Origin of the sequence: Streptomyces sp. CoH27 (genome assembly GCF_020181035.1) — a bacterium.
In the GTDB taxonomy this organism is placed as follows: domain Bacteria; phylum Actinomycetota; class Actinomycetes; order Streptomycetales; family Streptomycetaceae; genus Streptomyces; species Streptomyces camelliae.
The window spans coordinates 16,517-42,996 of the sequence record NZ_JAIQYY010000024.1; the positions used below are offsets into that span (position 1 = coordinate 16,517).

24 protein-coding genes, 2 tRNA genes and 2 pseudogenes are annotated in these 26,480 nt (G+C 69.8%); 16 read left to right on the forward strand and 12 right to left on the reverse strand.

What is annotated here, in order from left to right; all coding sequences use genetic code 11:
• Positions 1-9: 9 nt before the first annotated feature.
• The 5 genes from LE548_RS33985 to LE548_RS34005 form a co-directional block, all read right to left on the reverse strand.
• Positions 10-1,353, reverse strand: coding sequence for an LLM class flavin-dependent oxidoreductase (locus tag LE548_RS33985; RefSeq protein ID WP_225100871.1), 1,344 nt, complete (start codon positions 1,351-1,353; stop codon positions 10-12).
• Complete coding sequence (locus tag LE548_RS33990) at positions 1,350-2,084, reverse strand: ABC transporter ATP-binding protein (RefSeq protein ID WP_225100872.1); 735 nt, start codon at positions 2,082-2,084, stop codon at positions 1,350-1,352. The genes LE548_RS33985 and LE548_RS33990 overlap by 4 nt, the downstream gene beginning before the upstream one ends.
• Positions 2,060-2,902, reverse strand: a complete 843-nt coding sequence (locus LE548_RS33995; RefSeq protein WP_225100873.1) for an ABC transporter permease — start codon at positions 2,900-2,902, stop codon at positions 2,060-2,062. The genes LE548_RS33990 and LE548_RS33995 overlap by 25 nt, the downstream gene beginning before the upstream one ends.
• Positions 2,899-3,942, reverse strand: a complete 1,044-nt coding sequence (locus tag LE548_RS34000; RefSeq protein WP_225100874.1) for an ABC transporter substrate-binding protein — start codon at positions 3,940-3,942, stop codon at positions 2,899-2,901. The genes LE548_RS33995 and LE548_RS34000 overlap by 4 nt, the downstream gene beginning before the upstream one ends.
• Positions 3,943-4,149: 207 nt before the next feature.
• Positions 4,150-5,349 (reverse strand): ROK family transcriptional regulator, encoded by a 1,200-nt coding sequence (locus LE548_RS34005; protein ID WP_225100875.1) that lies wholly within the window; start codon positions 5,347-5,349, stop codon positions 4,150-4,152.
• Between the two features lie 458 nt (positions 5,350-5,807).
• On the opposite strand from LE548_RS34005, the gene LE548_RS34010 reads away from it, so the two are divergent.
• The gene (locus LE548_RS34010) at positions 5,808-6,389 is read left to right on the forward strand and encodes a biotin transporter BioY (protein WP_225100876.1); all 582 of its coding nucleotides are present in this window, start codon (positions 5,808-5,810) and stop codon (positions 6,387-6,389) included.
• A gap of 94 nt (positions 6,390-6,483) precedes the next feature.
• Here LE548_RS34010 and LE548_RS34015 read toward each other — a convergent pair whose 3' ends face one another.
• Both LE548_RS34015 and LE548_RS34020 read right to left on the reverse strand, forming a co-directional pair.
• Positions 6,484-7,806, reverse strand: a complete 1,323-nt coding sequence (locus LE548_RS34015) for an FAD-binding oxidoreductase (protein ID WP_225100877.1) — start codon at positions 7,804-7,806, stop codon at positions 6,484-6,486.
• Positions 7,807-7,882: 76 nt separating this feature from the next.
• On the reverse strand, positions 7,883-9,310 hold the full coding sequence (locus LE548_RS34020) for an amino acid permease (protein ID WP_225100878.1): 1,428 nt from the start codon (positions 9,308-9,310) through the stop codon (positions 7,883-7,885).
• 214 nt (positions 9,311-9,524) lie between these two features.
• On the opposite strand from LE548_RS34020, the gene LE548_RS34025 reads away from it, so the two are divergent.
• The gene (locus tag LE548_RS34025; protein WP_225100879.1) at positions 9,525-10,010 is read left to right on the forward strand and encodes a ribose-5-phosphate isomerase; all 486 of its coding nucleotides are present in this window, start codon (positions 9,525-9,527) and stop codon (positions 10,008-10,010) included.
• A gap of 76 nt (positions 10,011-10,086) precedes the next feature.
• On the forward strand, positions 10,087-10,896 hold the full coding sequence (locus LE548_RS34030; RefSeq protein WP_225100880.1) for an Fpg/Nei family DNA glycosylase: 810 nt from the start codon (positions 10,087-10,089) through the stop codon (positions 10,894-10,896).
• Position 10,897: 1 nt separating this feature from the next.
• Here LE548_RS34030 and LE548_RS34035 read toward each other — a convergent pair whose 3' ends face one another.
• The gene (locus LE548_RS34035) at positions 10,898-12,148 is read right to left on the reverse strand and encodes a GNAT family N-acetyltransferase (protein WP_225100881.1); all 1,251 of its coding nucleotides are present in this window, start codon (positions 12,146-12,148) and stop codon (positions 10,898-10,900) included.
• Positions 12,149-12,323: 175 nt separating this feature from the next.
• On the opposite strand from LE548_RS34035, the gene LE548_RS34040 reads away from it, so the two are divergent.
• Positions 12,324-13,496, forward strand: coding sequence for a PP2C family protein-serine/threonine phosphatase (locus LE548_RS34040; protein WP_225100882.1), 1,173 nt, complete (start codon positions 12,324-12,326; stop codon positions 13,494-13,496).
• Between the two features lie 19 nt (positions 13,497-13,515).
• Here LE548_RS34040 and LE548_RS34045 read toward each other — a convergent pair whose 3' ends face one another.
• Positions 13,516-14,166: an N-acetyltransferase gene (locus tag LE548_RS34045; RefSeq protein ID WP_225100883.1), complete on the reverse strand. Its 651-nt coding sequence runs from the start codon at positions 14,164-14,166 to the stop codon at positions 13,516-13,518.
• Positions 14,167-14,281: 115 nt separating this feature from the next.
• Between LE548_RS34045 and LE548_RS34050 the strand changes: the two genes are divergently transcribed.
• Both LE548_RS34050 and LE548_RS34055 read left to right on the forward strand, forming a co-directional pair.
• On the forward strand, positions 14,282-14,761 hold the full coding sequence (locus LE548_RS34050; RefSeq protein ID WP_225100884.1) for an HD domain-containing protein: 480 nt from the start codon (positions 14,282-14,284) through the stop codon (positions 14,759-14,761).
• 306 nt (positions 14,762-15,067) lie between these two features.
• Positions 15,068-15,262, forward strand: a complete 195-nt coding sequence (locus tag LE548_RS34055; protein ID WP_225100885.1) for a hypothetical protein — start codon at positions 15,068-15,070, stop codon at positions 15,260-15,262.
• Between the two features lie 84 nt (positions 15,263-15,346).
• Here LE548_RS34055 and LE548_RS34060 read toward each other — a convergent pair whose 3' ends face one another.
• The gene (locus tag LE548_RS34060) at positions 15,347-15,814 is read right to left on the reverse strand and encodes a DUF6083 domain-containing protein (RefSeq protein ID WP_308030938.1); all 468 of its coding nucleotides are present in this window, start codon (positions 15,812-15,814) and stop codon (positions 15,347-15,349) included.
• Between the two features lie 159 nt (positions 15,815-15,973).
• Positions 15,974-16,285: a hypothetical protein gene (locus LE548_RS34065; RefSeq protein ID WP_225100886.1), complete on the reverse strand. Its 312-nt coding sequence runs from the start codon at positions 16,283-16,285 to the stop codon at positions 15,974-15,976.
• A 1,310-nt stretch (positions 16,286-17,595) separates the two neighbouring features.
• Here LE548_RS34065 and LE548_RS34070 point away from each other — a divergent pair.
• The 3 genes from LE548_RS34070 to LE548_RS34080 all read left to right on the forward strand — a co-directional run bounded on the left by LE548_RS34070 (position 17,596) and on the right by LE548_RS34080 (position 19,193).
• Positions 17,596-18,312, forward strand: coding sequence for a nuclease-related domain-containing protein (locus tag LE548_RS34070; RefSeq protein WP_225100887.1), 717 nt, complete (start codon positions 17,596-17,598; stop codon positions 18,310-18,312).
• 37 nt (positions 18,313-18,349) lie between these two features.
• Positions 18,350-18,559, forward strand: a complete 210-nt coding sequence (locus LE548_RS34075) for a hypothetical protein (RefSeq protein ID WP_225100888.1) — start codon at positions 18,350-18,352, stop codon at positions 18,557-18,559.
• 91 nt (positions 18,560-18,650) lie between these two features.
• Complete coding sequence (locus LE548_RS34080) at positions 18,651-19,193, forward strand: tyrosine-type recombinase/integrase (RefSeq protein WP_225100974.1); 543 nt, start codon at positions 18,651-18,653, stop codon at positions 19,191-19,193.
• 49 nt (positions 19,194-19,242) lie between these two features.
• On the opposite strand, the gene LE548_RS34085 is transcribed toward LE548_RS34080, so the two are convergent.
• Positions 19,243-19,313 (reverse strand) — tRNA-Gly (locus LE548_RS34085).
• Positions 19,314-19,484: 171 nt separating this feature from the next.
• Between LE548_RS34085 and LE548_RS34090 the strand changes: the two genes are divergently transcribed.
• The 7 genes and pseudogenes from LE548_RS34090 to LE548_RS46675 form a co-directional block, all read left to right on the forward strand.
• Positions 19,485-19,561: transfer RNA gene (locus LE548_RS34090), tRNA-Pro, on the forward strand.
• A 202-nt stretch (positions 19,562-19,763) separates the two neighbouring features.
• Complete coding sequence (gene tig, locus LE548_RS34095; protein WP_225100889.1) at positions 19,764-21,152, forward strand: trigger factor; 1,389 nt, start codon at positions 19,764-19,766, stop codon at positions 21,150-21,152.
• A 383-nt stretch (positions 21,153-21,535) separates the two neighbouring features.
• Positions 21,536-22,141 (forward strand): ATP-dependent Clp protease proteolytic subunit, encoded by a 606-nt coding sequence (locus tag LE548_RS34100; RefSeq protein WP_225100975.1) that lies wholly within the window; start codon positions 21,536-21,538, stop codon positions 22,139-22,141.
• A gap of 67 nt (positions 22,142-22,208) precedes the next feature.
• Positions 22,209-22,874, forward strand: coding sequence for an ATP-dependent Clp protease proteolytic subunit (locus LE548_RS34105; RefSeq protein WP_225100890.1), 666 nt, complete (start codon positions 22,209-22,211; stop codon positions 22,872-22,874).
• Between the two features lie 171 nt (positions 22,875-23,045).
• The gene (gene clpX, locus LE548_RS34110; RefSeq protein ID WP_225100891.1) at positions 23,046-24,332 is read left to right on the forward strand and encodes an ATP-dependent Clp protease ATP-binding subunit ClpX; all 1,287 of its coding nucleotides are present in this window, start codon (positions 23,046-23,048) and stop codon (positions 24,330-24,332) included.
• 864 nt (positions 24,333-25,196) lie between these two features.
• A pseudogene (locus tag LE548_RS34115) lies at positions 25,197-26,408 on the forward strand (IS30 family transposase); the annotation flags it as partial.
• A pseudogene (locus LE548_RS46675) lies at positions 26,353-26,469 on the forward strand (IS5/IS1182 family transposase); the annotation flags it as partial. The pseudogenes LE548_RS34115 and LE548_RS46675, both read left to right, overlap by 56 nt.
• Between the last annotated feature and the right edge of the window lie 11 nt (positions 26,470-26,480).

Genomic DNA, 26,480 nt, shown 5'->3' on the forward strand with positions numbered 1-26,480 from the left:
CGGATGAGGTCAGACGAGGGCGGGGGCCGGGGTCAGGTACTGGTTGGCGGGGCGGGGGAGGCCGTAGCGCTCGCGGAGGGTGCGGCGGCCGTCGTACTCGGTGCGGAACAGGCCGCGGGCGCGCAGGAGCGGTACGACGTGCTCGACGAAGGCGTCGAGGCCCGAGGGCAGCACGGCGGGCATGATGTTGAAGCCGTCGGCGGCTCCTTGCGTGAACCAGGCCTCGATCTGGTCGGCGACCTGCTCGGGCGTCCCGGCGAAGGTGAGATGGCCGCGCCCGCCGCCGAGCCGCCCGATCAGCTGCCGGACGGTGAGCCGCTCGCGCCGGGCCAGCTCCACGACCAGCGTGTAGCGGCTCTTGGCGCCCTCGATGGCGGACTCGGGCGGCAGCTCGGCGGGGAGCCGGGCATCCAACTCCAGGGTTCCGGACGGAAGTTGCAGCAGGCTCTCCAGCCTGGCCACCCCGTGGTCGTACACGATGTGGTCCTCCAGCAGCCGCTCCGCCGCCCGCGCCTCGGCCTCCGTCGAGCCGAGTACGGGCACGATCCCGGGCAGCACCTTGAGGTGTCCGGGGTCCCGGCCCGCCCGCTCCGTACGGGACTTGAGGTCGGCGTAGAAGGCCTGGGCGCCGGCGAGGGTCTGCTGCGCGGTGAAGACCGCCTCCGCGTACCGGGCCGCGAAGGCCTTGCCGTCCTCGCTGGACCCCGCCTGCACGAGCAGCGGGTACCCCTGGGGCGTGCGCGGCACGTTGAGGGCACCGGCGACGCCGAAGTACGTGCCTCGGTGCCGGGGCGGATGGATCTTGCTGTCGTCGCCCCAGACGCCGGCCGCCTTGTCGGCGACGATCGCGTCGTCCTCCCAGCTGTCCCACAACTTCAGAGCCACGTCGAGGAACTCGGCCGCGCGGGCGTACCGCTCCGCGTGCGCCGGCTCGGCGTCGAGCCCGAAGTTCCGGGCGGCCTCGGCTCCCGCCGTGGTGACGACGTTCCACCCGGCCCGGCCGCCGCTGATGATGTCCAGCGAGGCGAACGCGCGGGCCAGGTTGTAGGGGGAGTTGTAGGAGGTGGACGCGGTCGCGATCAGGCCGATGTGCTCGGTGGCCGTCGCCAGCGCGGTCAGCAGGGTCAGCGGTTCCAGGGCGCCGGCCGGGCGCTGCGCGAGGTTGCCCCACAGCTGGGGGCCGTCGGCGAGGAAGAGCGAGTCGAAGGTGCCGCGCTCGGCGATCTCGGCGAGCCGCACGTAGTGCCGCAGATCGACGTGCGCGTACGGATCGCTCTCCGGCAGCCGCCAGGAGGCCTCGTGATGGCCGGTGTTCATCAGGAACGCGTTGAGGTGGAGTCTTCTCTCCGTCATGTGTGGTCCTCCGTGACACCCAGCGCGGCCAGCAGCCGCTCGCGGTATTCGCCCAGCACCGGCTCGCGGTAGGAGCGAGGGTGGGGGTGGTCGATGGTCAGGTCGAGGCCGATGCGGCCCCGGTCGAGGACGAGGACGCGGTCGGCGAGCACGATCGCCTCGTCCACGTCGTGGGTGACCAGCAGCACGGACGGGCGGTGGCGCTGCCAGAGGTCGCGCAGCAGGTTGTGCATCTTGATCCGGGTCAGTGCGTCCAGGGCGCCGAACGGCTCGTCGGCCAGGAGCAGTTCGGGCTCGCGGACCAGGGAGCGGGCCAGCGCGGCCCGCTGGGCCTCGCCGCCGGACAGCTCGCCCGGCCAGGCCCGCTCGCGCCCCTTCAGCCCGACCTCCGCCAGCGCGGCCCGGCCCCGTTCCTCGGCGTCTTCGCCGGCCGTGCCCAGCAGCACGTTGTCCAGCACCCGGCGCCAGGGCAGCAGCCGGGAGTCCTGGAAGACGACCGAGACGCGCTCCGGCGCGGTGAGCCGCCCGCCGCCCGCGACTCCGTGGTCGAGCCCGGCGATCGCCCGCAGCAGCGTGGACTTGCCCGAACCGCTGTGCCCGAGCAGGGCCGTGAACTGTCCGGCGGGCAGTTCGAGATCGATGCCGTCGAGGACCGTTCGGTCGCCGAACGACCTTGTCAGGCCGGCGAGTTGTACGGTGGGGCGGGTCAGCTGCTCAGTGTGCGGCGCCACGACAGCACCCTCCGTTCGACGATCCGGACCGCGCTGTCGGAGACCAGGCCGAAGACGCCGTAGATCAGCAGACCGACCAGGATCACGTCGGTCTGGCCGTAGTTCTGCGCCTGGAACATCAGATAGCCGAGGCCGCTGGTGGCGTTGATCTGCTCCAGCACCACCAGGCCCAGCCAGGAGCTGGTCACGCCGAGCCGGAGTCCCACGAAGAATCCGGGCAGCGCGCCGGGGATCACGACCTGCCGGACGAAGGAGAGCCTCGACAGGCCCTGCACCTCGGCGAGTTCGACGTACCGGCTGTCGATGCCGGCCAGCGCGGCATGGGTGTTCAGATAGACCGGGATGTAGACGACGATCGCGATGATGGCGACCTTGAACGTCTCGCCGATGCCCAGCCAGAGGATGAACAGCGGGATCAGGCCGAGGGTCGGGATCGCCCGGTTGAGCTGCACGGTCCCGTCGATCAGCGCCTCCCCGGTCCGGCTGAGCCCGGAGACGAGTGCGAGCAGCACCCCGGCGGCCAGTCCGATCGCGAAGCCGTACCCGGCCCGCTTCAGGGAGGTCAGGACGTCGGTGGGCAGCGTGCCGTCGGTCCACAGATGACCGGCCGTGCGCAGCACCGTCCAGGGCGCCGGGACGGCACCCGTGTCGAGGGTTCCGGCGGCGGAGGCGGCGGCCCACAGGGCGAGAACGACGAGCGGGCCGACCAGCCGGGCGGCGGGCAGCCGGCGGCCGGGGGAGAGCCGGCGCCGCCGGACCTGGGGAAGTTCTCCGGCCCGGGCCGCCGGGACGGCGGTCGTCGTGGTCACGGCGGTCATTTCCGGTACTCCTCGGGTACGGCCCGGGCGGCGATCGCCTCGAAGCGGTGGTCGAAGAGCGAGGAGACGTCGAACTTCTTCACGAAGCCGCCCTCGGCGAGCAGATCGGCCGTCTCCTGCTCCCACGTGATCGCCTCGTCCCAACGGGGCGGGAACAGCGGCTTGTTGGCGAGCTTGGAGATGCCCTGTGCCTGCTGGAGGGTCAGGTTCTGCGTCTTGACGTAGAACTCCTCGTTCCACACGTCAGGGTGCTCGTACTGCCACACCAGGCCCTGGGCCCACTGCGGGATGTACGCGGCGATCGCGGCGGCCTTCGCGGGGTCGTTCAGCACGGACTGCGGGGCCCACAGCAGGTTGAGCAGGTCGACGACGTCGGTGGGGATGCTTCGCGCGCCCTTCGCCGCGTACTGCTTCAGATACGCGGGGGCCTGACTGATGGCGAGCGGGGCCACGTCGACCTGTCCCGACTGGAGCGCGGTGAAGAACTGGTTGCTGGTCAGCGGGACCAGCTTCACGTCGTCGTACTTCAGGCCCGCCTGTTTCAGGGCGCGCAGCAGGACGACACCCTGCGCCTGGCCCTGCGAGAAGGCGAGCCGCTTGCCCTTGAAGTCGTCGACGGTGTGGATGTCGCTGCCGGGCCTGGTGGCGAAGAGGTAGTTGGGTTTGCGGGTGATGTCGATCGCCACGATCTTCGCGGCGTAGCCCTGGTAGTGCGCCTGGATCGGCGGGATGCCCGCATTGTTGGCGAGGTCCAGGGACCCCGCGCGGAAGGCGTTGATGACATCCGGACCGGCGCCGATGTTCAGCCAGTTCGACACGGTGAACGGCAGCTCGGGCAGCTTCGCCAGCCTGAACTGCAGCTGCTGCTGCCCCAGATAGGAGGCGATCTTCAGACTGGTCCCGGCCGGGACCTTGTCGGCGAGCGGCTTGGTGGCGGCGCCCTTGACGGCGGCGGAGGCATCACCCTTGGCGCAGCCGCTGAGGCCCACGGCCGCGGCGGACGTGCCCAGCAAAGAAGCGAGAAAAACACGACGGTGCATGCGAGATCTCCCCGAAGGAAAAGAGGGGGAAGGCAGGAGGAATTCCGGAGTCACAGACCGGACGAAAGAGAAGAGCAGCGAGCCGGAAACACGCGCTTCACGCGCGGCAACGCGTCAGCAACAAAGGATGCGACAGCTCGTAAGAAGGCTCATGACCAGGATGTTCCTGTCCGCGACTGATGCCTGTCAACATTCGGAGTTTCTGAATTAAATACCCTCAGGTGACGCGCCCAGCGGATCCCGGTACAGCACGTCGAGCGCCACCGAACCGCCCGCCACCGCCAGCACGGAATCCGGGAAACTCGTCGGCATGACGGCCGCCGCACGCCGTATTCCCGCCGCTTCCCTGAGTGCGGCGAGGCAGTCCTCGAAGTGGATGATCCCGACCTCGGTGACGACGACGGTCTCCGGATTGAGCACGTCCAGCAGCAGCCCGGCGGCCCGCCCCGTCATCCGGGCCCGCTCCACGAGCAGTCGCCGGGACACCGCGTCCCCGGCCGCCGCCGCGGCCACCACATGCATCGGATTCACCGAGTCGATCACCCCGGCCGCCCGGGCCCGCCGGCACAACGTGCGCTCGCTCAGCTCCGCCTGAAGGCAGCCGGTGCGGCCGCACGGGCACGGCTCGGTGCCGCCCGGCACCGGCAGATGCGCGATCGCCCCGGCCGCCGAACGCGGCCCGTGGTGCACCTCGTCATGGGTGGCGAAGGCCGCGTCGACCACATTGCCCACGAACAGATGCAGCACGCTCCCGCTGCCCCGGGCCCGCCCGAACAGCCGCTCCCCGTTCACCAACGCCCGCGCGTGCCCGTCCACATGGACCGGCAGCCCGGTGCGGGCGCCGAGCAGCTCCCGCACCGGTACCTCCCGCCAGCCCAGCAGCTCGTGCTCGACCACGCTGCCCGTCTCCCGGTCCACCCAGCCGCCGACGGCCACCCCGACCCCGAGCGCCCGGCGGCCCGGCACTTCGGCGAGCAGCCCCGCGAGCCCCTCGGCCGCCCGCGCCAGCACCCGGCCGGGCTCGGTGTGTTCGTGCTTCAGCTCTCGCCGGGCCACCACCCGGCCGCGCAGATCCAGCAGCGCGACCGTCGTGTACGGCACGGCCACATGCACCCCGCCGACCAGGAAGCCCGACTCGTCCAGGTCGACGGGGACATGCGGCCGGCCGACCCCGTTCGACCGGCGCGGGGCCGCGGACTCCCGGATCAGGCCGAGCCCGGCGAGCCGCGCACAGTGCTCGGTCACCGACGCCGGCGACAGCCCGGTCAGCCGGGCGATGGTGCTGCGCGCCACCGGTCCGTGCTCCAGCACGGACCGCAGGACGACACTGGCGCTGGTGCGCCGCCGGTCGTGGTCGGCGGCACGCGGAACGGGCGAGTCAAGGGTGGACACCGCGGTACGGGGCATGGAGAACCGTCCTTGAGGAACGGGGCCGACACGTCTCGGAAGGCGGAGCGTGCCGAAGAGCCCGCCCCTACCCCGGGCGGCGACAGGTGGCCGTGCCCTGGCGTCGCAGGTCGACGTAGCGACGCGAGGTGAGGTACCGGGCCTGGGCAACCATGCGGTCGAAGCTAGCAAAGCGCCCCCGCGCTGCCCAGACGGCGACCGACGGGCGAGACGATCCCCACGGGGCTTTGGCGGGAACCTACAGTCGGGATCCTCTGCCGGCAGAGGCCGGAAAGTGAGCTGAGCGTCTTCACCTCAGTGACCGGTATCACGCCCGACCGCGTGTGAGCGGCGCTCTTTGTGCGAAGGTCACGAAGGCGCCGTTCGACCCTTTGTCGAGCGCCGACGGTGATCGGCTCCAGGTCGCTGGGATAGCGTCACGGAGTCCCGACGTGTCCACACCACCCCGCGGAGTCCCCATGAGCACCGCCACCGCAATCGCGCGCCCCGGCGCAGTCCTCGCCGACCTGCTCCCCGCGTCCCGCGTCCGCGACGCGGCCCTCGTCATCGGCGGCGCCGTGCTCACCGGCATCGCGGCCCAGGTGGCCGTCCCGGTGCCGCACTCCCCGGTGCCGGTGACCGGCCAGACCTTCGCCGCGCTGCTCGTCGGCACCACGCTCGGCGCCCGCCGCGGCTTCCTCTCGCTCGCGCTGTACGCGCTCGCCGGCGTGGCCGGGGTGCCGTGGTTCGCGGGCGGCGCCTCCGGTGCCGGCATGGTCTCCTTCGGCTACATCATCGGCATGCTGCTCGCCTCGGCGGCCGTCGGCGCTCTGGCCCGGCGCGGCGCCGACCGCTCCCCGTTGCGCATGGCGGGCGCGATGATCCTCGGCGAGGCCATCATCTACGCGGTCGGCGTGCCGTACCTCGCCCTGGCGGCCCACCTGTCCGCCTCCCAGGCCGTCGCCGCGGGCCTCACCCCGTACCTGATCGGCGACGCCCTCAAGGCCGCCCTGGCGATGGGCGCGCTGCCCACCGCCTGGAAGTTCGCGAACAAGCGCTGAGCGCTCCGCGGGAAGTGCGGCGGAGCCGCATGTCGACACAGCCCCGCGCCCCTTGGGCGCGCTGCCGAACCGCGGCCGGCTTCGCCAGGACCGCTCAGACGCCGTAGTTCCTGCGGAAGAGGTTCGCCGGGTCGTACTGCTCCTTGACCCGGGCGAGCCTCTTCGTCGTATCGGGGTCGTACAGCCCCGCACCCCGGTCGCCCGCCCCGAAGGCGAAGTTGAGCGACCGTCCCAGGGTGTCCTCGGCCAGCAGCGCGAACGCCGGGTCCAGCAGCGCCCGCGCCGGCTCCCGCTCCCCGACGGTCAGCAACCGCACCAGGAACCGGCCCGCACGCCACGGCACCGCGTTCGGCGCCGGCCGGGCGAGCGCCCCGCCGAGATGGTTGATCTGCACGACGCACATCGCGTCCGCCGCGCCCGGCCCGGTCATCCGCAGCAGCTCCCCGGCCCGCCCGACGTCCAGGCCCGCCAGCACCGCGCTGTCGCCGTAGTAGGCGTGCGGGGTGTCCGGGTCGCTGTGGATGGTGTGGCTCTCGGCGTACGGCATCACGCGCAGCGAGTCCGACAGCACCGGCCCGAGCCGGCGCAGCGGAGCGACGAGCGCCTCCCCGTCGTCACCCGTGTAGGCGACCCGGACCGAGACGACGTACCTACCGCGCAGATGCGGGGGCAGCGCGGGCAGATCCGGGTACGGTACGGCGGCGAAGGACGAGGTCAGCCCGTCCGGCACGGTCCGCGTCCAGGCCTCGTACGCCCCCAGCACGGCCGCCGGGTCCACCACCCGCCCGTCGAAGGCGAGCGAGCCGCCGTACAGCGTGCGCACCGGGACGAGCCCGATCTCCAGCTCCGTGACGACACCGAGGGTGTGCCCGGCGCCGAGCAGCGCCCAGTACAGCTCGGGGTCGGAGTCCGGGGTGACACGGCGTGGCTCGCCGTCGGCGGTGACGAGCTCCAGCCACCGCACATGGTCGGCCGCGTACCCGAACTCGCGGGCCAGGATGCCGAGTCCGCCGCCCAGGGTGTACGACACCGCGCCCACGCCCGGGGCCGATCCGTTGAGCGGCGCCAGTCCGTACGGCTCGGCCGCCGCGGCCACCTGCCCCCAGCGCACCCCCGCCTGCACACGCACGGTACGAGCCTCGGGATCGACGCGGACCCCGTCCATCCGCCGGGTGGAGACGAGCAGCCCGCCCGCGGAGCCGCCGGGCAGCCCGTGCCCGCTCGCCTGCACCCCGACGGGCAGGCCCCCGGCGGCCGCGTGACGTACGGCGGCGACCACGCCGGCCGTCGAGCGGACCGGTGCGATCAGCGCGGGCCGCTGGGTGAAACCGAGCTGGAAACCGGCGAGTTCGTCGTCGTAGCCGGCCTCTCCGGGGCGCAGGAAGGGCGGATCCGGCTCGTCGTCCGTGTAGGTCATGGAATGCACCATGGCCGCATATCCTGACAGGTTCCGTCAGGCTATGCGGCCATGATGCGCGGTTCGGCTCGCCGCCTCAGCCGGTGGTGACCTTCTCGGCCGCCTCGACGGCGGGCTCGCCCGCCCCACGGCCCGCCTCGACCTTCTGCTTCACCAGGGCGATCACGACCACGACCGCGGCCACCCCGACCGACAGCAGCACGGTCGTACGGCCGCTGCTCTCGCCCTCCGTGTCCGTCAGCATGTAGCCGAGGACGAAGACGATGAAGCCGGCCGTGATCCAGGTCAGGTACGGGTACAGCCACATCCGCACGACGAGCTTCTCCGGGGCCTCCCGCAGGATGATCCTCCGCATCCGCAGCTGCGAGAAGCAGATGACCAGCCACACGAACAGGGCCACCGCACCGGAGGAGTTGACCAGGAAGAGGAAGACGGTGTCCGGGTAGGCGTAGTTGAAGAAGACCGCCACGAAGCCGAAGACGACCGACGCCAGGATCGCCGCCATCGGCACACCGCGGGCGGTGGTGCGGGCGAAGACCTTCGGGGCGTCACCGCGCTCGCCGAGCGAGAACGCCATGCGGGAGGCCGTGTAGAGGCCGGAGTTGAGACAGGACAGCACCGACGTCAGCACGATCACGTTCATGATCTCGCCGGCGTGCGCGATGCCGAGCGAGTCCAGCGCGGCGACGTAGGAGCCCTCCTTCTTGATGGAGGGGTCGTTCCACGGCAGCAGCGAGACCACGACGAGGATCGAGCCGAGGTAGAAGACGCCGATCCGCCAGATGATGCTGTTGGTGGACTTGGTGACCGCGCGCTGCGGGTCCTCCGACTCGCCGGCCGCCAGCGTCGCGATCTCGCTGCCCATGAAGGAGAAGACGACGAGCAGCACACCGGTGAGGATGGTGCCGGGCCCGTGCGGCAGGAAGCCGCCGTGGCTCGTCAGATTGGCGAAGGACGCCTTGTCGGTGTGCACACCCGGCAGCACGCCGAAAATGGCGAGCAGGCCGACGACGATGAACGCGCCGATCGCCACGACCTTGATCCCGGCGAACCAGAACTCGAACTCGCCGTAGGAGCCGACGGAGACCAGGTTGGTCGCGGTCAGCACGGTCATCACGATGAGCGCCCAGCCCCACTGGGGGACGGCCGGGACCCAGCCCGCGAGGATCTTGGCGCCCGCGGTGGCCTCGACGGCCAGCACGACGACCCAGAAGAACCAGTACAGCCAGCCGATGGAGAAGCCGGCCCAGCGGCCGAGGGCACGGTCGGCGTGCGCGGAGAAGGAGCCGGAGGTGGGGTTTGCGGCGGACATCTCGCCCAGCATCCGCATCACGAGGACGACGAGCGTGCCGACGAGTGCGTACGACAGGAGGATGCCCGGTCCCGCGGTAGCGATTCCGGAACTGGAACCGACGAAGAGGCCGGCTCCGATCACACCACCGATCGCGATCATCGTCAGGTGGCGGTTCTTGAGTCCTGCTTGGAGGCCCGAACCAGGGGTCATGGACGGTTTCCTTTACGCCAGGTGGAGCGGCTCGCACGAGCGGTGTACGAGTCGGTCCAGTGAATCCGAGGCGAACGGATTCGGGAACCTCTGAAACGGGATCGTTACTTGAGGTTCCCTTGAGGTTCTATGGTCTCCCTCACAGTTTCAGGCCATCTCTCGTGCGCCGACACCCGAGGCTGCTGCCCTGGATCAGGCGTGTCACACTCATGGCATGCGCGTGTATCTCGGCTCCGACCATGCGGGCTACGAACTCAAGAACCACCTCGTCGAGTGGCTCAAGGCGGCGGGGCACGAGCCCGTCGACTGCGGGCCGCACATCTACGACGCCCAGGACGACTACCCGCCCTTCTGCCTCCGCGCGGCGGAGCGTACGGCCGCGGACCCCGAGTCCCTCGGCATCGTGATCGGCGGCTCCGGCAACGGGGAGCAGATCGCCGCGAACAAGGTCGAGGGCGTGCGGGCGGCGCTGGCCTGGAGCGAGGAGACCGCGTCGCTGGGCCGCCAGCACAACAACGCCAACGTGGTGGCGGTGGGCGCGCGCATGCACACGCAGGAGGAGGCGACGAAGTTCGTCGAGACCTTCCTCAACACCCCCTTCTCGGGTGACGAGCGCCACATCCGCCGCATCGACATGCTCTCGGCGTACGAGACGACCGGCGACCTCCCCCCGATCCCGGCCCACCACCCGCAGGACTAGCCCAGGCCTGGCCCGCCCGCCCGCTCGCCGAGTCAGGTGGGCGGGCGGGCGACAGGTACGAAAGGACAGCTCAGCCTTGCCGGAAGGGCACACCATCCATCGGCTGGCGCAGGACTACGCCCGGCGATTCCAGGGGACCGCTCCCCGCGTCAGCAGCCCGCAGGGCAAGTTCTCCGACGCCGCCGCCCTCCTGGACCGCGCGGAGCTCACGGCCACCGAAGCCCACGGCAAGCACCTCTTCCTCCGCTTCCGCGACACCGACTGGGTCCACATCCACCTCGGCCTCTTCGGCAAGGTCGGCTTCGGCGGCACCCCCGCACCCCCGCCCACCGACACCGTCCGCCTCCGCCTCGTCAACGACACCGCCCACGTCGACCTGCGCGGCCCGACGACCTGCGCGCTGATCACGGACGAGGAGAAGCGCGCCATACACGCCCGCCTCGGCCCCGACCCGCTGCGCGAGGACGCCGAGCCGAGCGCCGCGTACCGGCGGATCTCCCGCAGCCGTACGACGATCGCCGCCCTGCTGATGGACCAGAAGATCGTCGCCGGCGTCGGCAACGTCTACCGCGCCGAGGTCCTCTTCCGGCACGGCATCGACCCGTACCGGGCGGGCAAGGACGTCACCCCCACCGAGTGGGACGCCCTCTGGGGCGATCTCGTCGCGCTGATGCGCGAGGGCGTCCGGAACAATCGCATCGACACCGTCCGGCCCGAGCACACCCCGGAAGCCATGGGCCGGCCACCCCGCGTGGACGACCACGGCGGCGAGGTGTACGTCTACCGCCGGGCCACCCAGTCCTGTCACATCTGCGGCGACGAGATCCGCACCGCCGACCTCGCCGCCCGCAACCTCTTCTGGTGCCCCAGCTGTCAGCAGCGGTGATCTAGAAGCCGTGCGGCAGCCACGGGGCCACCGGTGAGCCGAACGCCACCGATGCCGCCGCCAGCGCTCCCGGCCGCAGCTCCCGCACCCGCCCGGCCGCCGCCAGCGACAGCAGGGTCACCCCGCCGAGATAGGCCGCGCCCAGCTCCCGTACGGACAGGGCGAGCTCGGCCGCATCGGTCGTACGCTCGCAGGACGCCCCCTTGGTGTCCCCGCTCAGCCGCCAACGCCCCGCGTTCCAGGGGCAGAAGGCGTCGTCCACCTCCAACACCACGTCCACCGGCGCCTGATAGGTGCGCGCCGCGAGCGCCGTACCGACGTCGACGAGACGGACGTACCCCATGTCCCGCACCTGCGTCCGGCAGCGCCGGATGTCGGAGACCAGGTACTGCCAGGCGTCGTCGAGCGGCCGCCCGCGTACCGTCCGCAGCGTCGACATCAGGTCGATGCCGAACAGGAACCGCCACAGCGCCGCGTCGCTCGCGGGATCGAGGGCGCAGAGGTCGTCCAGCGACACCGTGCCGTCGTGTCCGCTCGGCGACCAGCCCAGCTTGGTACGGAACCGGGCGTACCCCGTGACCCGCCCGTCCCGCTCGGCGACCACGCACTGCAGGGCCGACGCCCCGTCCCGCTCGCTCTCCGGGTCGAGGAGCCCCACCCGCTCCCAGCCGGGCTGCCGGGCCAGCATGCCGGGCCGCCGCGGCACCAGCTCCGCGAACACCGCCTCGCACTCGGCGAGCACGTCGGCCGGATTCGCGTACCGCAGTCGTACGTCGTCGGTGCCGGCCGGCACGTCCAGGGTCACCCGGCTCGTGTCGATCTCGGCGTGCAGCTGGTGGATCGCGGCGGCGTATCCGAAACGGCCGTAGATCGCCGGCTCGGAGGCGGTCAGCACGGCCAGCGGCTCGCCCCACTCCCGCACGTCGTCCAGCTGGCGCCGCATCATCGAGGTCAGCACCCCGCGCCGCCGGTGCGTCGCGGCCACGCTCACCATGGTGACCCCCGCGGCGGGCACCCCGGCCCCGCCCGGCACGGTCATCCGGAAGCTGAACGCCCCCGCCGTACCGACGATCTCGTCCCCGTCCCGGACGGCCAGCGAGCGGTCGAACTCCGTGAGCGAGCGGTCCAGTTCGCGCTCCTCGGCCGCGGCGACCCCGCCGAAGGCCCGGACCAGGCCGTCCCACCAGCGGTCGAAGTCCGCCGGCCGCAACACCGTCAACTCGGAAGCGCGTTCCGTCCGCTCTGTCCCCATGAGCCATGCCTATCAAGGCGGTGCGGGACGAGCCAGCGAATTTGTCCGGGGCGGCAGCGCGGTGGCCGCGCGTGCCGTTCACTGTGAGGACCGGCTGTGAAGTGCAGCCCCGCACGGGGGACAAGTGGGACCTCCCGTGCCAAGCAGCCGGTCCGATGGATAGGGTCCCGAACTGATGGCAGCAGGACGAGAGCGGCGCGCGAAGGCCGAGACGTTCACGGCCCGGTGGAAGATGCAGTGGCACCGGGTCCGCACCGGCCTGCGCAGAAGCGCCGTGGACTACTTCCGCGGCGACGGCTCCGACTGGATCGCCTTCGCCGGACTGCTGCTGACCATCCCCGTCCTCATGGGCATGACCCTGGTCGACTCGGTGTGGTGCTCCCCGGCCGCCCTGGTGCTGCCGATCATCGCCGGCGGCCTGCTGCTGCGCCCGGCGAGCCTGCTCGGCCTGTACGCGGCCGGGGCCACGGCCCTGATCGTGGAGTCGGTACGCCTCGGCCCGTACACGGAAGGGCCGTCGCGCGTGACCCCCGGCGTGGTCCTCGTCGTGGCGGCCTGCGGCTTCTTCGGCCTGCTCACGGCCCAGTTCCGCAGCCGGGTCGGCGTGCCCTGGCGGCGCGGCGGCACCATGCTGTTCGACCTGCGCGAGCGGATCCGGGTGCAGAGCAAGCTGCCCAAGCTGCCGCAGGGCTGGCACCAGGAGATGGCACTGCGGCCGGCCGGCGGCCAGTCCTTCTCCGGCGACTTCGTCGTCGCGGCCCGTACGAACGGCGGCCGCACCCTGGAGGTCGTGCTCACGGACGTCTCCGGCAAGGGCATGGACGCCGGCTCCCGCGCCCTGCTCCTGTCCGGCGCCTTCGGCGGCCTGCTCGGCTCCCTGCCCCCGCACGCCTTCCTTCCCGCCGCGAACGGCTACCTCCTGCGCCAGGACTGGGACGAGGGCTTCGCCACCTCCATCCACCTCGTCCTGGACCTCGACTCCGGGGACTACGAGCTGTACACCGCGGGCCATCCGCCAGGGCTCCAGCTCTCCGCCGGCAGCGGACGCTGGGAGGCGAAGGCCGCCGAGGGCCCGCTGCTCGGGGTGTACGACGGTGCCCAGTTCGATCCCGTGAAGGGCTCGCTGCGCCCGGGCGACGTCCTGATGCTCTTCACGGACGGCCTGGTGGAGACCTCCGACCGGGACATCGTCGAGGGCATAGACCGTCTGACCGGCGAGGCCGACCGCTATGTCGCCGGCGGCTTCCACGGCGCCGCCTGGCATCTGATCGAGGCGGTGGCGAAGGACGTCAACGACGACCGCGCCCTCCTCCTGATCTGCCGCCAGGCAACCGCCTCGACCCGCTGAGCCGTCCTCGCCGGTGCCCTCAGCCGTCGGTCCGTATCGCGGCGGCACTCAGCGGGGCGAGCACGCGCCAGCCCAGGCTCTCGTACAGCGCCCGTCCCTGCGCGGTGGCGCCCAGCACCGCGGCCCTCGCGCCCTGCTCGGCCCCGGCCTCGGCGAGCGCCCCCATCACCACACGCCCGAGCCCCCGGCGCTGATGGGCCGGATCGGTCTCCACCTGGTCGACGGTGGCGGTGGCCCCGGCGACGGCGATCTGCCCACGCGCCGCGAAGCCCCCGTCGGCGGCCCGCACCAGCACCCGGGTGACCCCGGCCCGGTGCCAGCGGCTCAGCCGGTAGCCGTCGGCCGGCGCGGGCGGGGCCGCGAGGCGGCCGAGGGAGACGGCCATGAGGGAGTCGTGACCGTCCAGCAGCCGCCACCCGTCCGGCAGCCACGCCGCCAGCACCGGTGCCGGAACGCACGCCTTCAGCGCGACACCGGCAGGGCTGCTCTCGGCCAGCTTCCGCACGGTCGCCTCGTCGGCGGCGGTCAGGACATGCCGGGCGACCTCCCCGGGCCGGCCGACCTCGACGGTGAATCCCCAGGGCTGATCCGCCGGTTCGGCGGCTCCGCGGGATACGACCCACCCGTGGACCCAGGCTCGTACGGCGTCTTCGGTGCTCTCGAACGGCAAGGCCGCCTCCAGGCGATGTAATGAGTGACTGGTGTAAGTGATTATTACTCAGGTCGGGCTGGAGGTGGGGTTTTTCAGCGGTGGATGGGGGACGTGGATGGGGGACACTGGGGCGATGACACGGTCCACGCCCACGCCCGAAGCCACGCCCCTGCTCACGCTCGCCGAGGTCGAGACCCTCGCCCGTGCCGCGCACCAGGGCCAGACCGACAAGGCGGCGCGGCCGTACGCCGAGCACCTCGCCGCGGTCGCCGCGGGCGTGCGTGCCCGGGGCGGGGATGCCGAGCAGATCGCGGCGGCCTGGCTGCACGACGCCGTGGAGGACGACGCGCTCACCCGGGAGTGGCTGGCGGCGGCCGCCCTGACTCCGCGCACCAAGGCCATCGTGGACGCCCTCACCAAGCGGGCGGGGGAGGAACCCGAGGCGTACGCGCGGCGGATCCTCGACACCCCGGGCGCCCGGCTGGTGAAGGAGGCCGACCTCGCGCACAACGCCGACCCACGACGGCTGGCGGTCCTGGACGAGCCGACCCGGAAACGGCTGACCGAGAAGTACGCCGGGATGCGCGCACTTCTCGGTCTCGGGCATGGGTGAGCGGGCGCTCGGCCCAGCTCGCGCTCCCTCTTTGCGGCCCGGCACCCGATCACGTCCTGGGGACGGAAACGAACGCGCGCAATTCCATGGAAAGTCGCGCACAAGCCCGCCGAATTGCCGTGCGGGGCACCGCCGGTACCGCACCCGTACGGCTCCGATGCCCTACGTCGTATCCCTGACGTATCCCCGACGTTGGGTCACGGGCCGCATAGGGCGGCCCGGTTGGTGGCACGATGGTTCTGGCGGGGGGTGCGCGGACCGTACCTCCGGGCCGGGAGAGCGGACCGACCTAGGGTGTGATCAGTTGTGGCCATTTCACTGTCTGTGGTGCTGCTGTTGGCGATCATCCTCGTGGTCATGATCCGCGGGGGCAACATCAAGGCGGGCCCGGCCGTCATCGCCGCCCTCTTCGGCTTCTTCCTCGCCTCGACGGGCATGGCCCCGTCGATCAATCGCTTCCTGGACTCGATAGCCCATTCCATAGACTCGATCAAGTTCTGACCCCGGCGCAGACCGCGGAGGCCGGGCCTCCGGAGGGATCGGAGCGGGCGACGGTGCATGCGCGCCGGTCGCTGCTGCCCGACCCTACGGCTCACCCCACTCGGGGACGCACATCATTCGGTGAGCCGGCACCACCGGTTCGCCCGGCAACGGATCGATTCCGCGGACCCGTACGGCCACGATATCGGCCGGGACGAGGGATCGGGTCGGAAGCCTCGTCAGACGCCATCTGAACGCCTCTGGGACGTCTTTGGCGGGCAGTTCCACCATGGCGAGGCTGACCCATCGGTCGTAGTTGGTGGGGTACACGCGGATTGAAGCGCCGCATTCCGGGCAAACAGGTGGCTCGATCCATGCCACGTCGTCGGGGTCGGGTTCGGGCCCAGGGGCGGCTGTGGCCCCGTCGGCCTCGGCCATCTCGTTGGCGAGGATGTTCCAGCACTTCCCGCAGTACCTCGCCGTGAGGCCGATCCGCCCGCGCTCGCGTACGGAGCCGCCGGTCTCTCCGCAGCGCAGACATGTGGACTGGTCGCCATCCCGCGTCGCCCCCATGTGCCCGAGTGTGGGCGAATCTGACGGGGTCCCAGTAGGTCGCGATTTAGCCTCATTTGGCGATCAGGCGCTCGCGAGGTCCGTGGAGCGCTTCAACAGCCAGTCGAGGCGCTCCACCGACCTGCCCTCTGCCGCACTTCACCGTCGCGGTGCCGGCATTCATCGCGCGGCCTCTTCGAGCCACCCCGAGGGGAAGAACGGCGTAGGAATCAGTGCCGCGAATGCGATCTGAGCCATGACCTGGAACACCAGAGGTTCGCCGGCGCTGCTCGCAAGGAGGGGCCAGGCACAGACGACCAGCGGAAGGGCAAGTAGCACTCGGAATCGGACTGTCTCCATCTGGTGGTGGACCCAGACCGCGAAAACGGCGATGAACAGGGTGGGAATACCGATGATCAGCAGCATGCCCATCCCCAGCATCATGATCTCCGGGAAGCTCTCTTCCCACCAGACGGTCTGCGAGATGGCCACCCATGCTGCGGTGTGGAGGAGGACGTATGTAAGCGCACACCGCCCCATTCGCCCCAGGATGTACCCAAGCCTGCGGGCGGCTCCCCACTCTGTCGCCATCCCCGCCCCATGCCCGAGCCCCAGTTTTGAACGCGTTCAACATAGTGCACTGGTGGCCTGACGGCGGCGTCGGGACCCGTGACGGCCACTGGAAGACAACTCCGTCGGAGCCCGCACTGGATCCTTCTTTCCCATGACTGCGAAGAGGGTGCGCAGCGCGGGCATGATCCGGGTGCGCGGCTCGGTGACGGAGCTGGGGACACGGAGGGCTGATCGGCCCCCGGAACGGCTGAAGGCCCAGGGAGAGGAATCCAACCTCTTACCTGGGCCTTCGGCGTACAGAGCGGGCGACGGGAATCGAACCCGCGTAGCTAGTTTGGAAGATCGCGTAACCGGATGTGGGCTGACCTGGCGAGACGCTGGCACTCGGCGTTCCTGGGTCGTTAGCCGACGTTCCCCGTTGGTCCCTGCCTGTTGCTGCTCGATCGGGCACGTAGAGGGCACGTGTGGCCTTCTCCCGCCCTTCCAGGGCGGGAACGCCGAGTGCGGCGCGGCGGGCCTAGTTGGCGATCACGCGTCCGTGTGGGGCTGCCTCGCTGATGCTGCGCTCACTGCGGAGCCGGAAACGAGGGCGGCCGACAGTGCGATCAAGTTGGTCAGAACGCCTTGGACCTGTGCGGCAGGGACGTAGATGACCACGATGATGACGAGAACGGCAGCCCAGTCTCGTGGGTGGGGGATTGAAAGCGGGTTGGTTGGGGTCACACTCATAGCAGTACCTCCTGGGTGCGCGCCCACCGATTGCTGCTCTCGCCGGGAAGCCTGTGCAGCGATCGGTGGGCTTTCGTTTTGGGCCACTGTGATGTGTGTCTCCCCCGCGCACGGCGGTTGCTAAGCGTGACCTAACCCACGGTACCGATGCATGGGGGGCGCATGAAGGTAAAGCTTCTGGCAGTGTTATCAACCCAGTTGACAGTGATGGTCCGTCAGCTTGGGTCGATGGTGTGCGGGATGGGAGCCCTCGACATCCGCCACGACGGACCGGCGGTCGGCGACGGCGCCCCCTCCATCCCGGTGCCGGCCGATCCTCCGCCGGAGGCACTGTTCTGACCGTCGCATGCGCGGTGATCTACTCATGGGGCCAGCCCGCGCCTTGCGCGGGCACCTTGATGAGGTGGAGAAACCTGTAACAGCTCATGGCCAATACGGCCCTTGGCGCTGGTCATGACTCCGTGGTGATCTGGCAGCGAAGCACAGACAGGGGGGGCAGTGTGCAGCCAGACGACTTAGCGGAGAACCGACCGGGCGACGCGGTGCGCCGCAAGATCCGTGAGTTGCAGCCGAACCCACTGCTGAGGCTGATCGGCCGTTGGATGCCGGGCTCGGAGATCCACAGTTGGGCGGGCGGACTCATTGGGGAGCGCGCCACCGGCAGGAGAATCGACAGGCTCAAGGGGCACGGCTGGTTCACCCTGCATGCCGTTCCGTGGGCGAGCGGCGCAGACATCGACCACGTCGCCATTGGCCCCGCCGGCGTCTTCTCCATCAACTCGAAACGACACCCAGGGAAGGTCGTCTGGTACGGCGATACCGCCATCACGATCAACGGGGCCACGACCCGTCACATCGCAATCAGCGAGTCCGAGGCGCGCCGCGTATCGCGGGTCCTCTCTCGCCACTGCGGCGGTGATGTGCCTGTCCGTCCCGTGATCTCGGTAGTGGGCGCGGCAAAGCTAACGATCAAGAACGCGAACCCACGGGTCCTCGTACTGGAGGTTGATCAGGTAGACCGGGTCCTTTCGGGCCTCTCCCCAACGCTCTCCACGGAGCAGGTGGCACGCATCTACCAGGTAGCGCGAGATGCCCGGACCTGGGCCGGTCAGGGCCTGTCCGACGGGTCGCGTCACCGCCCCCGCACCCGACAGCACTGTCACCCGAATGGCGCAACATCACATGCCACCCGCATGGGTGAAGATCAAGCTGACTAGTGGCCCCAACCGAGGCAATCCGTGAAAGGGGAACCACATGCGCATTCGACGAATCCTCGCCGCCGTCATCGCCACGGCAGCCCTCGCCGGACTCGGCCTCACAGGCGCCGCCACAGCCACCGCCGCCACCGCACAGGGCGCCCCGTCCTACGTCACCCCTTCTCAGTGCAAGCAGGGTGGCGGAACGGCCGATCTGACGGACAACACCTGCAAGGGCGGTACGTACGACGGGCAGAAGATCGACTGAACCCCACAAGGCGCCCCGCAGCCACGCGTCGCGGGGCGCTCCCGTGCGAGCGTAGCCGGGAGAGTCGCACGGACTGCGGCGACCCGTCGCACTGCGCCGGCGGGACGTGGACCTCGACGCGGGCTTGATTCGGGTACGTGGCTCGGTCTCGGAGCTGAACAGCGGCGAGCGGATCTACAAGGCACCCAAGAGTGAGGCGGGCAAGCGGTCCGTGGCCATCCCGCGTTCGGTCATGCCGATCGTCGTCGCCCACATGAAGCAGTTCGCGGAGCCCGGTGCTGACGGCCATGTCTTCGTCGGCGCAAAGGGCGCCACACCTCGCCGGAACCACTTCAACAAGCTGTGGCACAAGGCGTGCGCCGAGGTCGGCATCAAGGGCCTTCGCTTCCATGATCTTCGGCACACCGGCAACACCCTGGCGTCCCAGACGAACACCAGCACACGCAAGCTGATGACCCGGCTTGGCCACAGCTCCACCCGCGCCGCGCTGATCTATCAGCACACTTCCGATCGCCGTGAGCGGGAGATTGCCGACGGGGTGGACGCGGTGATCGTGAACGCTCTGAAGCGTCGTCGCCGGCCGAAGGGGCACATGGGGGGACACGGAGGGCTGATCGGCCCCGAGAACGGCTGAAGGCCCAGGGAGAGGAAACCAACCTCTTACCTGGGCCTTCGGCGTACAGAGCGGGCGACGGGAATCGAACCCGCGTAGCTAGTTTGGAAGACTAGGGCTCTACCATTGAGCTACGCCCGCAAGCGTGCGCCGCAGGTCGGTGACCACGGCACTGGAGGCATCGTAGCGGGTCGCCCGGCGCCGAGGCCAACGAGTTCGCCCCGGGAGTCGCCACGCGCCCCCGCGCGCATCGCCGAGGAGAATACGGCCGACGCGAGCGTCCCGGGCATGTACCCTACGTGTCGCACCAGACGGGGTGTGGCGCAGCTTGGTAGCGCGTCCGCTTTGGGAGCGGAAGGCCGTGGGTTCAAATCCCGCCACCCCGACCACCGACTCACGTCACCGTGACGATCACGGTGATGATCACCGCGGTGATCGCCTTTTGGGGCGCTGAGCGGCTGCGGTTACTATGCAAGCTGCGCGCCCGTGTGCCCCGGCCCTCACGGCCTACGTACTCCTCCGGGCGGCGAATCCGCCGGACCTGTCTGGCTCCGGCAGAATCCAAGAAGTCAGCCACAAGGAGACCGAACCGTGAAGAGCGCCGTGGAGACCCTGAACCCGACCCGGGTTCGGCTCACTGTCGAGGTGCCCTTCGAGGAGCTCAAGGACAGCCTCGACGCGGCGTACAAGAAGATCAACCAGCAGGTCACGGTGAAGGGCTTCCGCAAGGGCAAGATCCCGGCCCGCGTCATCGACCAGCGGTTCGGCCGCGGTGCGGTGCTGGAGGAGGCGGTCAACGACGCGCTCCCGAAGTTCTACACCGAAGCGGTCAACGAGGCCGAGCTCAGCCCGCTGGGCCAGCCCGAGGTCGACATCACCGAGCTGAAGGACGGCGAGACGCTGAACTTCACCGCCGAGGTCGACATCCGCCCGGCCCTGGAGATCCCGGACTACTCCGGCATCGAGGTCGAGGTCGACGCCGTCGAGGTCACCGACGAGGACGTCGAGAAGTCGGTCGAGCAGCTCCGTGAGCGCTTCGCCTCCACCTCGCCGGTCGAGCGCGCCGCCGAGGACGGCGACGTCGTCACGGTCGACCTGGAGGCCAAGGTCGACGGCGAGGTGCTGGAGGACGGCATCGCCAACGGCGTCTCCTACACCATCGGCTCCGGCGAGCTGCTCGACGGCATCGACGAGGCCGTCACGGGCAAGTCCGCCGGCGAGGAGGCCACCTTCACCTCCGAGCTGAAGGGCGGCTCCGCCGCGGGCAAGGAGGCCGAGGTCACCGTCAAGGTCACCCAGGTCGCCGCCCGTGAACTGCCCGCGCTGGACGACGAGTTCGCGCAGCTCGCCTCCGAGTTCGACACCCTGGACGAGCTGAAGGCCGACAGCCGCAAGCGCCTGGCCAACATGAAGCAGTTCGACCAGGCCACCCAGGCCCAGGAGCGCGTCCTGGAGAAGCTGCTGGAGCTGGTCGAGGTCCCGGTCCCCGAGAAGCTGCTTGAGGACGAGATCAACACCCGCAAGCACAACCTGGAGCACCACCAGCTCGCCCAGATGGGCCTGACCCTCGACAAGTACCTGGAGATCCAGGGCAAGACCGCCGAGGAGTTCGAGACCGAGACCCGCGAGGCCGCGGTCAAGGGCATCAAGACCCAGTTCGTCCTCGACGAGCTGGTCAAGCAGGAGAAGCTCAACGTCAGCCAGGAGGAGCTCACCGAGCACCTCATGCGCCGCGCGGCCTCCTCCGGCATGTCCCCCGACCAGTTCGCCCAGGCCGTCGTCGAGGGCGGCCAGGTGCCGCTCCTGGTCGGCGAGGTCGCCCGCGGCAAGGCCCTGGCCGTCGTGGTCGAGAAGGCCACGGTCAAGGACACCAACGGCGAGATCGTCGACCTGGACGACGAGGAGGAGACCGAGGCCGCCATCGAGACGGTCGAGGCCGCCGAGGCGTCGGAGACCTCCGAGGAGAACGCCGAGGGCTGAGCGGGCCCTACGGCGCCTCTGAAGCGCGTACGCAGGCCCCTGGGAGTGTCTCCCGGGGGCCTGCGTCGTCTCCGCGAGGGGCAGCCGACCCCAGGGGGCGCGGGCTGTATCGATATGCGGCTCCGCCGCGATGGGGGCCCCGGGTCCGAGTGAAGTCGAGAACTTTGGGGGAGCGAACAACCCACGCACCCGCAGCCCGACGGCAGCCGAACCACCCTCCCCGGAACCGCACCCGGCCCCCCGGCGGAGCGCTACGCCCCCGGCGAACACCGTCATCTGCGGGATTCCCCGAGGGGACCATCGCGTTAGGGTCCATGAAAGGCAGAACAATGAGACGGCCCGGCGCCGTCGTAAGACGAGCAGGTGGATACGTGACGAATCTGATGCCCTCCGCCGCCGGCGAGCCTTCCATCGGTGGTGGCCTCGGCGACCAGGTCTACAACCGGCTGCTCGGCGAGCGGATCATCTTCCTCGGCCAGCAGGTTGACGACGACATCGCCAACAAGATCACCGCGCAGCTGCTGCTCCTTGCGGCCGACCCCGACAAGGACATCTACCTCTACATCAACAGCCCCGGCGGCTCGGTGACGGCCGGCATGGCGATCTACGACACCATGCAGTACATCCCGAACGACGTGGTGACGATCGGCATGGGCATGGCGGCCTCGATGGGCCAGTTCCTGCTCACCGGCGGCACCGCCGGCAAGCGCTTCTCCCTGCCGCACACGGACATCATGATGCACCAGGGCTCCGCGGGCCTGGGCGGTACGGTCTCGGACATCAAGATCCAGGCCCAGTACCTGCTGCGCACCAAGAAGACCATGACCGAGCTGACCGCGCTGCACTCCGGCCAGTCCGTCGAGACGATCCTCCGCGACGCGGACCGCGACCGCTGGTTCACCCCGGAAGAGGCCAAGGAGTACGGTCTCATTGACGAGATCATCACGCACGCCTCGGGTGTTCCGGGAGGCGGCGGCACCGGTGCCTGACCGGCCCGGCCACGCCACGCACCGCCGAGACCCCAGCCCCCCGAACGCCACCAGGACGGTGAACCCCATGAGCAACTTCCCCGGCGCCGCCAGCGGCATGTACGAAGGGCCCCGGCCCGACAACCGCTACGTCATCCCGCGCTTCGTCGAGCGCACCTCCCAGGGCATTCGCGAGTACGACCCGTACGCGAAGCTCTTCGAGGAGCGCGTGATCTTCCTGGGCGTCCAGATCGACGACGCCTCCGCCAACGACGTCATGGCGCAGCTGCTGTGCCTGGAGTCGATGGACCCGGACCGGGACATCTCGATCTACATCAACAGCCCCGGTGGCGACATGACCGCCCTCACGGCGATCTACGACACGATGCAGTTCGTGAAGCCCGACATCCAGACGGTCTGCATGGGCCAGGCGGCCTCCGCCGCGGCCATCCTGCTCGCCGCCGGCACCCCGGGCAAGCGCATGGCGCTGCCGAACTCGCGCGTCCTGATCCACCAGCCGGCGGGCTCGACCGGCCGCGGTCAGCTCTCCGACCTGGAGATCATCGCCAACGAGTTCACCCGGATGCGTGAGCAGCTGGAGAACATGCTGGCCAAGCACTCGAACCAGCCGATCGAGAAGATCCGCGAGGACATCGAGCGCGACAAGATCCTCACGGCCGAGGAGGCGCTGGAGTACGGCCTCGTCGACCAGATCATCTCCACCCGCAAGCTGAACAACTCCGCGGTCCGCTGACCCGGAACGCAGGATTCCCGGCCCCCCTTGGCAGGGCGCACGTCAAAGTGAACCCTGCCAAGGGGGGCCCTAACACCGGGCCCGGCAAGGTACCGTCGGACATAAGGCAGCACCAGGAGCCGCTGGACTCGAAAGCGTCCAGGCGGCTCCCAGGCGAAGGGGAAGCACACCGTGGCACGCATCGGTGACGGCGGCGATCTGCTCAAGTGCTCGTTCTGCGGCAAGAGCCAGAAGCAGGTCAAGAAGCTCATCGCAGGGCCCGGTGTGTACATCTGCGACGAGTGCATCGATCTCTGCAACGAGATCATCGAGGAAGAGCTCGCGGAGACCAGCGAGGTGCGCTGGGAGGAGCTGCCCAAGCCCCGCGAGATCTACGAGTTCCTCGAAGGCTATGTGGTCGGCCAGGAGGCGGCGAAGAAGGCCCTCTCCGTCGCGGTGTACAACCACTACAAGCGGGTCCAGGCGGGCGAGAACGGCGGCGCGAGCGGCCGTGACGACGCCATCGAGCTGGCGAAGTCCAACATCCTCCTGCTGGGCCCCACGGGCTCCGGCAAGACCCTCCTCGCACAGACCCTGGCCCGCATGCTGAACGTGCCCTTCGCGATCGCCGACGCCACGGCGCTCACGGAGGCGGGCTACGTCGGCGAGGATGTCGAGAACATCCTCCTGAAGCTGATCCAGGCGGCCGACTACGACGTGAAGAAGGCCGAAACCGGGATCATCTACATCGACGAGATCGACAAGGTGGCGAGGAAGAGCGAGAACCCCTCGATCACCCGCGACGTCTCGGGCGAGGGCGTCCAGCAGGCCCTGCTCAAGATCCTCGAAGGGACGACGGCCTCGGTCCCGCCCCAGGGCGGCCGCAAGCACCCCCACCAGGAGTTCATCCAGATCGACACGACGAACGTCCTGTTCATCGTGGGCGGTGCCTTCGCCGGCCTGGAGAAGATCATCGAGGCCCGGGCGGGCGCGAAGGGCATCGGCTTCGGCGCCACGATCCTGTCCAAGCGGGAGCTGGAGTCCAAGGACGTCTTCGAGGACGTCATGCCCGAGGACCTGGTCAAGTTCGGCATGATCCCGGAGTTCATCGGCCGCCTCCCGGTGATCACTTCGGTCCACAACCTGGACCGCGAAGCGCTCCTCAAGATCCTTGTCGAACCCCGCAACGCGCTCGTCAAGCAGTACCAGCGCCTCTTCGAACTCGACGGCGTGGAGCTGGACTTCGAGCGCGAGGCCCTGGAGGCCATCGCCGACCAGGCCATCCTCCGCCAGACCGGCGCCCGCGGCCTGCGCGCCATCATGGAGGAAGTCCTCCAGGGCGTGATGTACGAGGTCCCGTCCCGCAAGGACGTGGCCCGCGTGGTCATCACAGCCGACGTGGTCCTCTCCAACGTCAACCCGACCCTGATCCCGCGGGATGCGCGGGGGCGGGGCTCGGGCGAGCAGAAGTCGGCGTAAGCAGCTCTGTGAGACAAGGCGCCCGACGTACGTCTGTCGGGCGCCCTTTTCTGCTCGCGCTCGGCGGAGCGCCGCCAGGGCTGCGGGTCATCGCCGCCTGACACGGCAAGACCGCCACCTCTTGCGAAGTGGCGGCCGTATCTACGTCGTTGAAGCCGTGCGAGATTTGTTTCAGGTACCTCAGAGATGAGCGCGGGTGCAGGCTTCTTGAGTGACCCCCCAGCTGACCCCGATCCGGTACAGCTCGTTGACGCAGTTGGGATTGGCTACCCAAAATTCCACGTACACCGCCAGGTTCCGACAGGCAGCCTCTACCTTGGGGCCCACGCGGTAGCCGTGGTCTCCGACGTAGTTCCAGCAGGGGCTGGCGGGCTCCCACGCTGCCGCTGGCGTAGCGGTTGCGACTGGAGTGAGTACGGCGGCCGCCGTGATGCCCGCCGCTGCAAGTGCCTGGCCAACCCTCAGCGCTCTCATCGTGATCCTCTCTGTTGCATGGGACGAGGTGACGTGGACAAGTCAAGCGTGGAATCGATCATGTATGCGATTGGGTGGTGTGGCGGTTGGCTTGGATGTTGCGGTTGCCTGAGGCGTGCTGATGGGTGAGGCAGATCCTTGGAACCCAGATAGCCAGCTCCTGTTGCCCAGAGCTTCGTGTGGGCCGCCCGCCGGAACGAATGGCGAGCGCTTACCGTGGGGTGCGCCAACATGGCTGAGAACTTCGCCAGTGCGAGATCATCGCGGGATGAGCACTCCTGGTGCGACTTCCTGGTGATGTCTACGGCGGCGTACCCGAGATGCGAGAAGGGGCCCCGGTCGGACCTTGGGTTCTAGTGGTCGTTGCAACACCCCAGTTCAAGGGGTGCGATGGACTTCGAGATCCGGAAGGACCGGAGGCCGCAGGGACGGAAGAAGCTGACGCGGGAGCGGGCGGCATACTTCCAGCTCTTGCAGCAGGGCTACATCAGCAGGGAGGCCTGCCGGATCGTCGGTATCGACGTCCGGACCGGCAAGAAGTGGCGCAACGGCCGCCACGCCCACAAGGGTCGTGAGAAGGCGGCGCCTCCGATCTACCAGGAGGCGCCGCCTTCGTCCGGTCCCTCCCGCTACCTGGGTGAGGCCGAGCGCATCCACATAGCCGACCGGCTGCGGGAGAAGGCAACCGTCCGCGCGATCGCCGCCGAGCTGGGCCGCAGCCCGTCCACCATCAGCCGCGAGATCCGCCGCAACCGCCACCCGGCCGGCGGCCAGTACCGGCCCCACGCCGCCCAGGCCCGTGCGGATGCCCGACGGCCCCGCCCCAAGCCGGGGAAGATCGGCCAGACCCCTCAGCTGCGCGACTTCATCCAGCGTCGCCTGGACATACGGTGGAGTCCCGAGCAGATCTGCCAGGCTCTGCGGGCCCAGTTCCCGACCGGCCGGAGATGCACGTGGCCCACGAAACGATCTACCAGGCCCTCTACGTCCAGGGCCGGGGCGAGCTGCGCCGCGAACTCGCCGGGGCTCTGCGCACCGGCCGCACCCGCCGCAAGCCCCACCACCAGGCCGCCTGCCGTCAGCCGCGGTTCGCCACCCCGATGGTGACGATCAGCGAACGTCCCGCCGAGGCCGAAGACCGGGCCCTGCCCGGCCACTGGGAGGGCGACCTGACCATCGGCAAGGACGGCAACTCCGCCATCGGTACCCTCGTCGAGCGCACCACCCGCTACGTGATGCCGCTGCACCTGCCCGACGGCCGCACCGCCGAACAACGTCCGCGACGCACTCGTGGAAACCGTCCAGACGCTGCCCACTCACCTGGTGCGGTCTCTGACGTGGGACCAGGGCAGCGAGATGGCTGCCCACGGCTCCTTCACCCTCGCCACCAACATCCCGGTCTACTTCTGCGACCCGTCCAGTCCCTGGCAGCGCGGCTCCAACGAGAACACCAACGGCCTGCTGCGGCAGTACTTCCCCAAAGGCACCGACCTGTCCGTCCACCCCCGCGAACACCTCGACGCCGTCGCCGCCGAACTCAACGGCCGGCCACGCAAAACGCTCGGCTGGCAAACCCCAGCCGAGCGCCTGCATAAACTGCTCGCGGCCTGATCAACACGACCGTGTTGCGACGACCCCTAGAAACCGCCGACAACCGGGGCCCCTTCGTGTTTC

Coding starts and splice junctions, on each gene's coding strand:
- LE548_RS33985 (WP_225100871.1), bottom strand. CDS start 1,353: ATGACGGAGAGAAGACTCCACCTCAACGCGTTCCTGATGAACACCGGC.
- LE548_RS33995 (WP_225100873.1), bottom strand. CDS start 2,902: ATGACCGCCGTGACCACGACGACCGCCGTCCCGGCGGCCCGGGCCGGA.
- LE548_RS34000 (WP_225100874.1), bottom strand. CDS start 3,942: ATGCACCGTCGTGTTTTTCTCGCTTCTTTGCTGGGCACGTCCGCCGCG.
- LE548_RS34005 (WP_225100875.1), bottom strand. CDS start 5,349: ATGCCCCGTACCGCGGTGTCCACCCTTGACTCGCCCGTTCCGCGTGCC.
- LE548_RS34010 (WP_225100876.1), top strand. CDS start 5,808: ATGAGCACCGCCACCGCAATCGCGCGCCCCGGCGCAGTCCTCGCCGAC.
- LE548_RS34015 (WP_225100877.1), bottom strand. CDS start 7,806: ATGACCTACACGGACGACGAGCCGGATCCGCCCTTCCTGCGCCCCGGA.
- LE548_RS34020 (WP_225100878.1), bottom strand. CDS start 9,310: ATGACCCCTGGTTCGGGCCTCCAAGCAGGACTCAAGAACCGCCACCTG.
- LE548_RS34025 (WP_225100879.1), top strand. CDS start 9,525: ATGCGCGTGTATCTCGGCTCCGACCATGCGGGCTACGAACTCAAGAAC.
- LE548_RS34035 (WP_225100881.1), bottom strand. CDS start 12,148: ATGGGGACAGAGCGGACGGAACGCGCTTCCGAGTTGACGGTGTTGCGG.
- LE548_RS34040 (WP_225100882.1), top strand. CDS start 12,324: ATGGCAGCAGGACGAGAGCGGCGCGCGAAGGCCGAGACGTTCACGGCC.
- LE548_RS34050 (WP_225100884.1), top strand. CDS start 14,282: ATGACACGGTCCACGCCCACGCCCGAAGCCACGCCCCTGCTCACGCTC.
- LE548_RS34060 (WP_308030938.1), bottom strand. CDS start 15,814: ATGGGGGCGACGCGGGATGGCGACCAGTCCACATGTCTGCGCTGCGGA.
- LE548_RS34075 (WP_225100888.1), top strand. CDS start 18,350: ATGCGCATTCGACGAATCCTCGCCGCCGTCATCGCCACGGCAGCCCTC.
- LE548_RS34100 (WP_225100975.1), top strand. CDS start 21,536: ATGCCCTCCGCCGCCGGCGAGCCTTCCATCGGTGGTGGCCTCGGCGAC.
- LE548_RS34105 (WP_225100890.1), top strand. CDS start 22,209: ATGAGCAACTTCCCCGGCGCCGCCAGCGGCATGTACGAAGGGCCCCGG.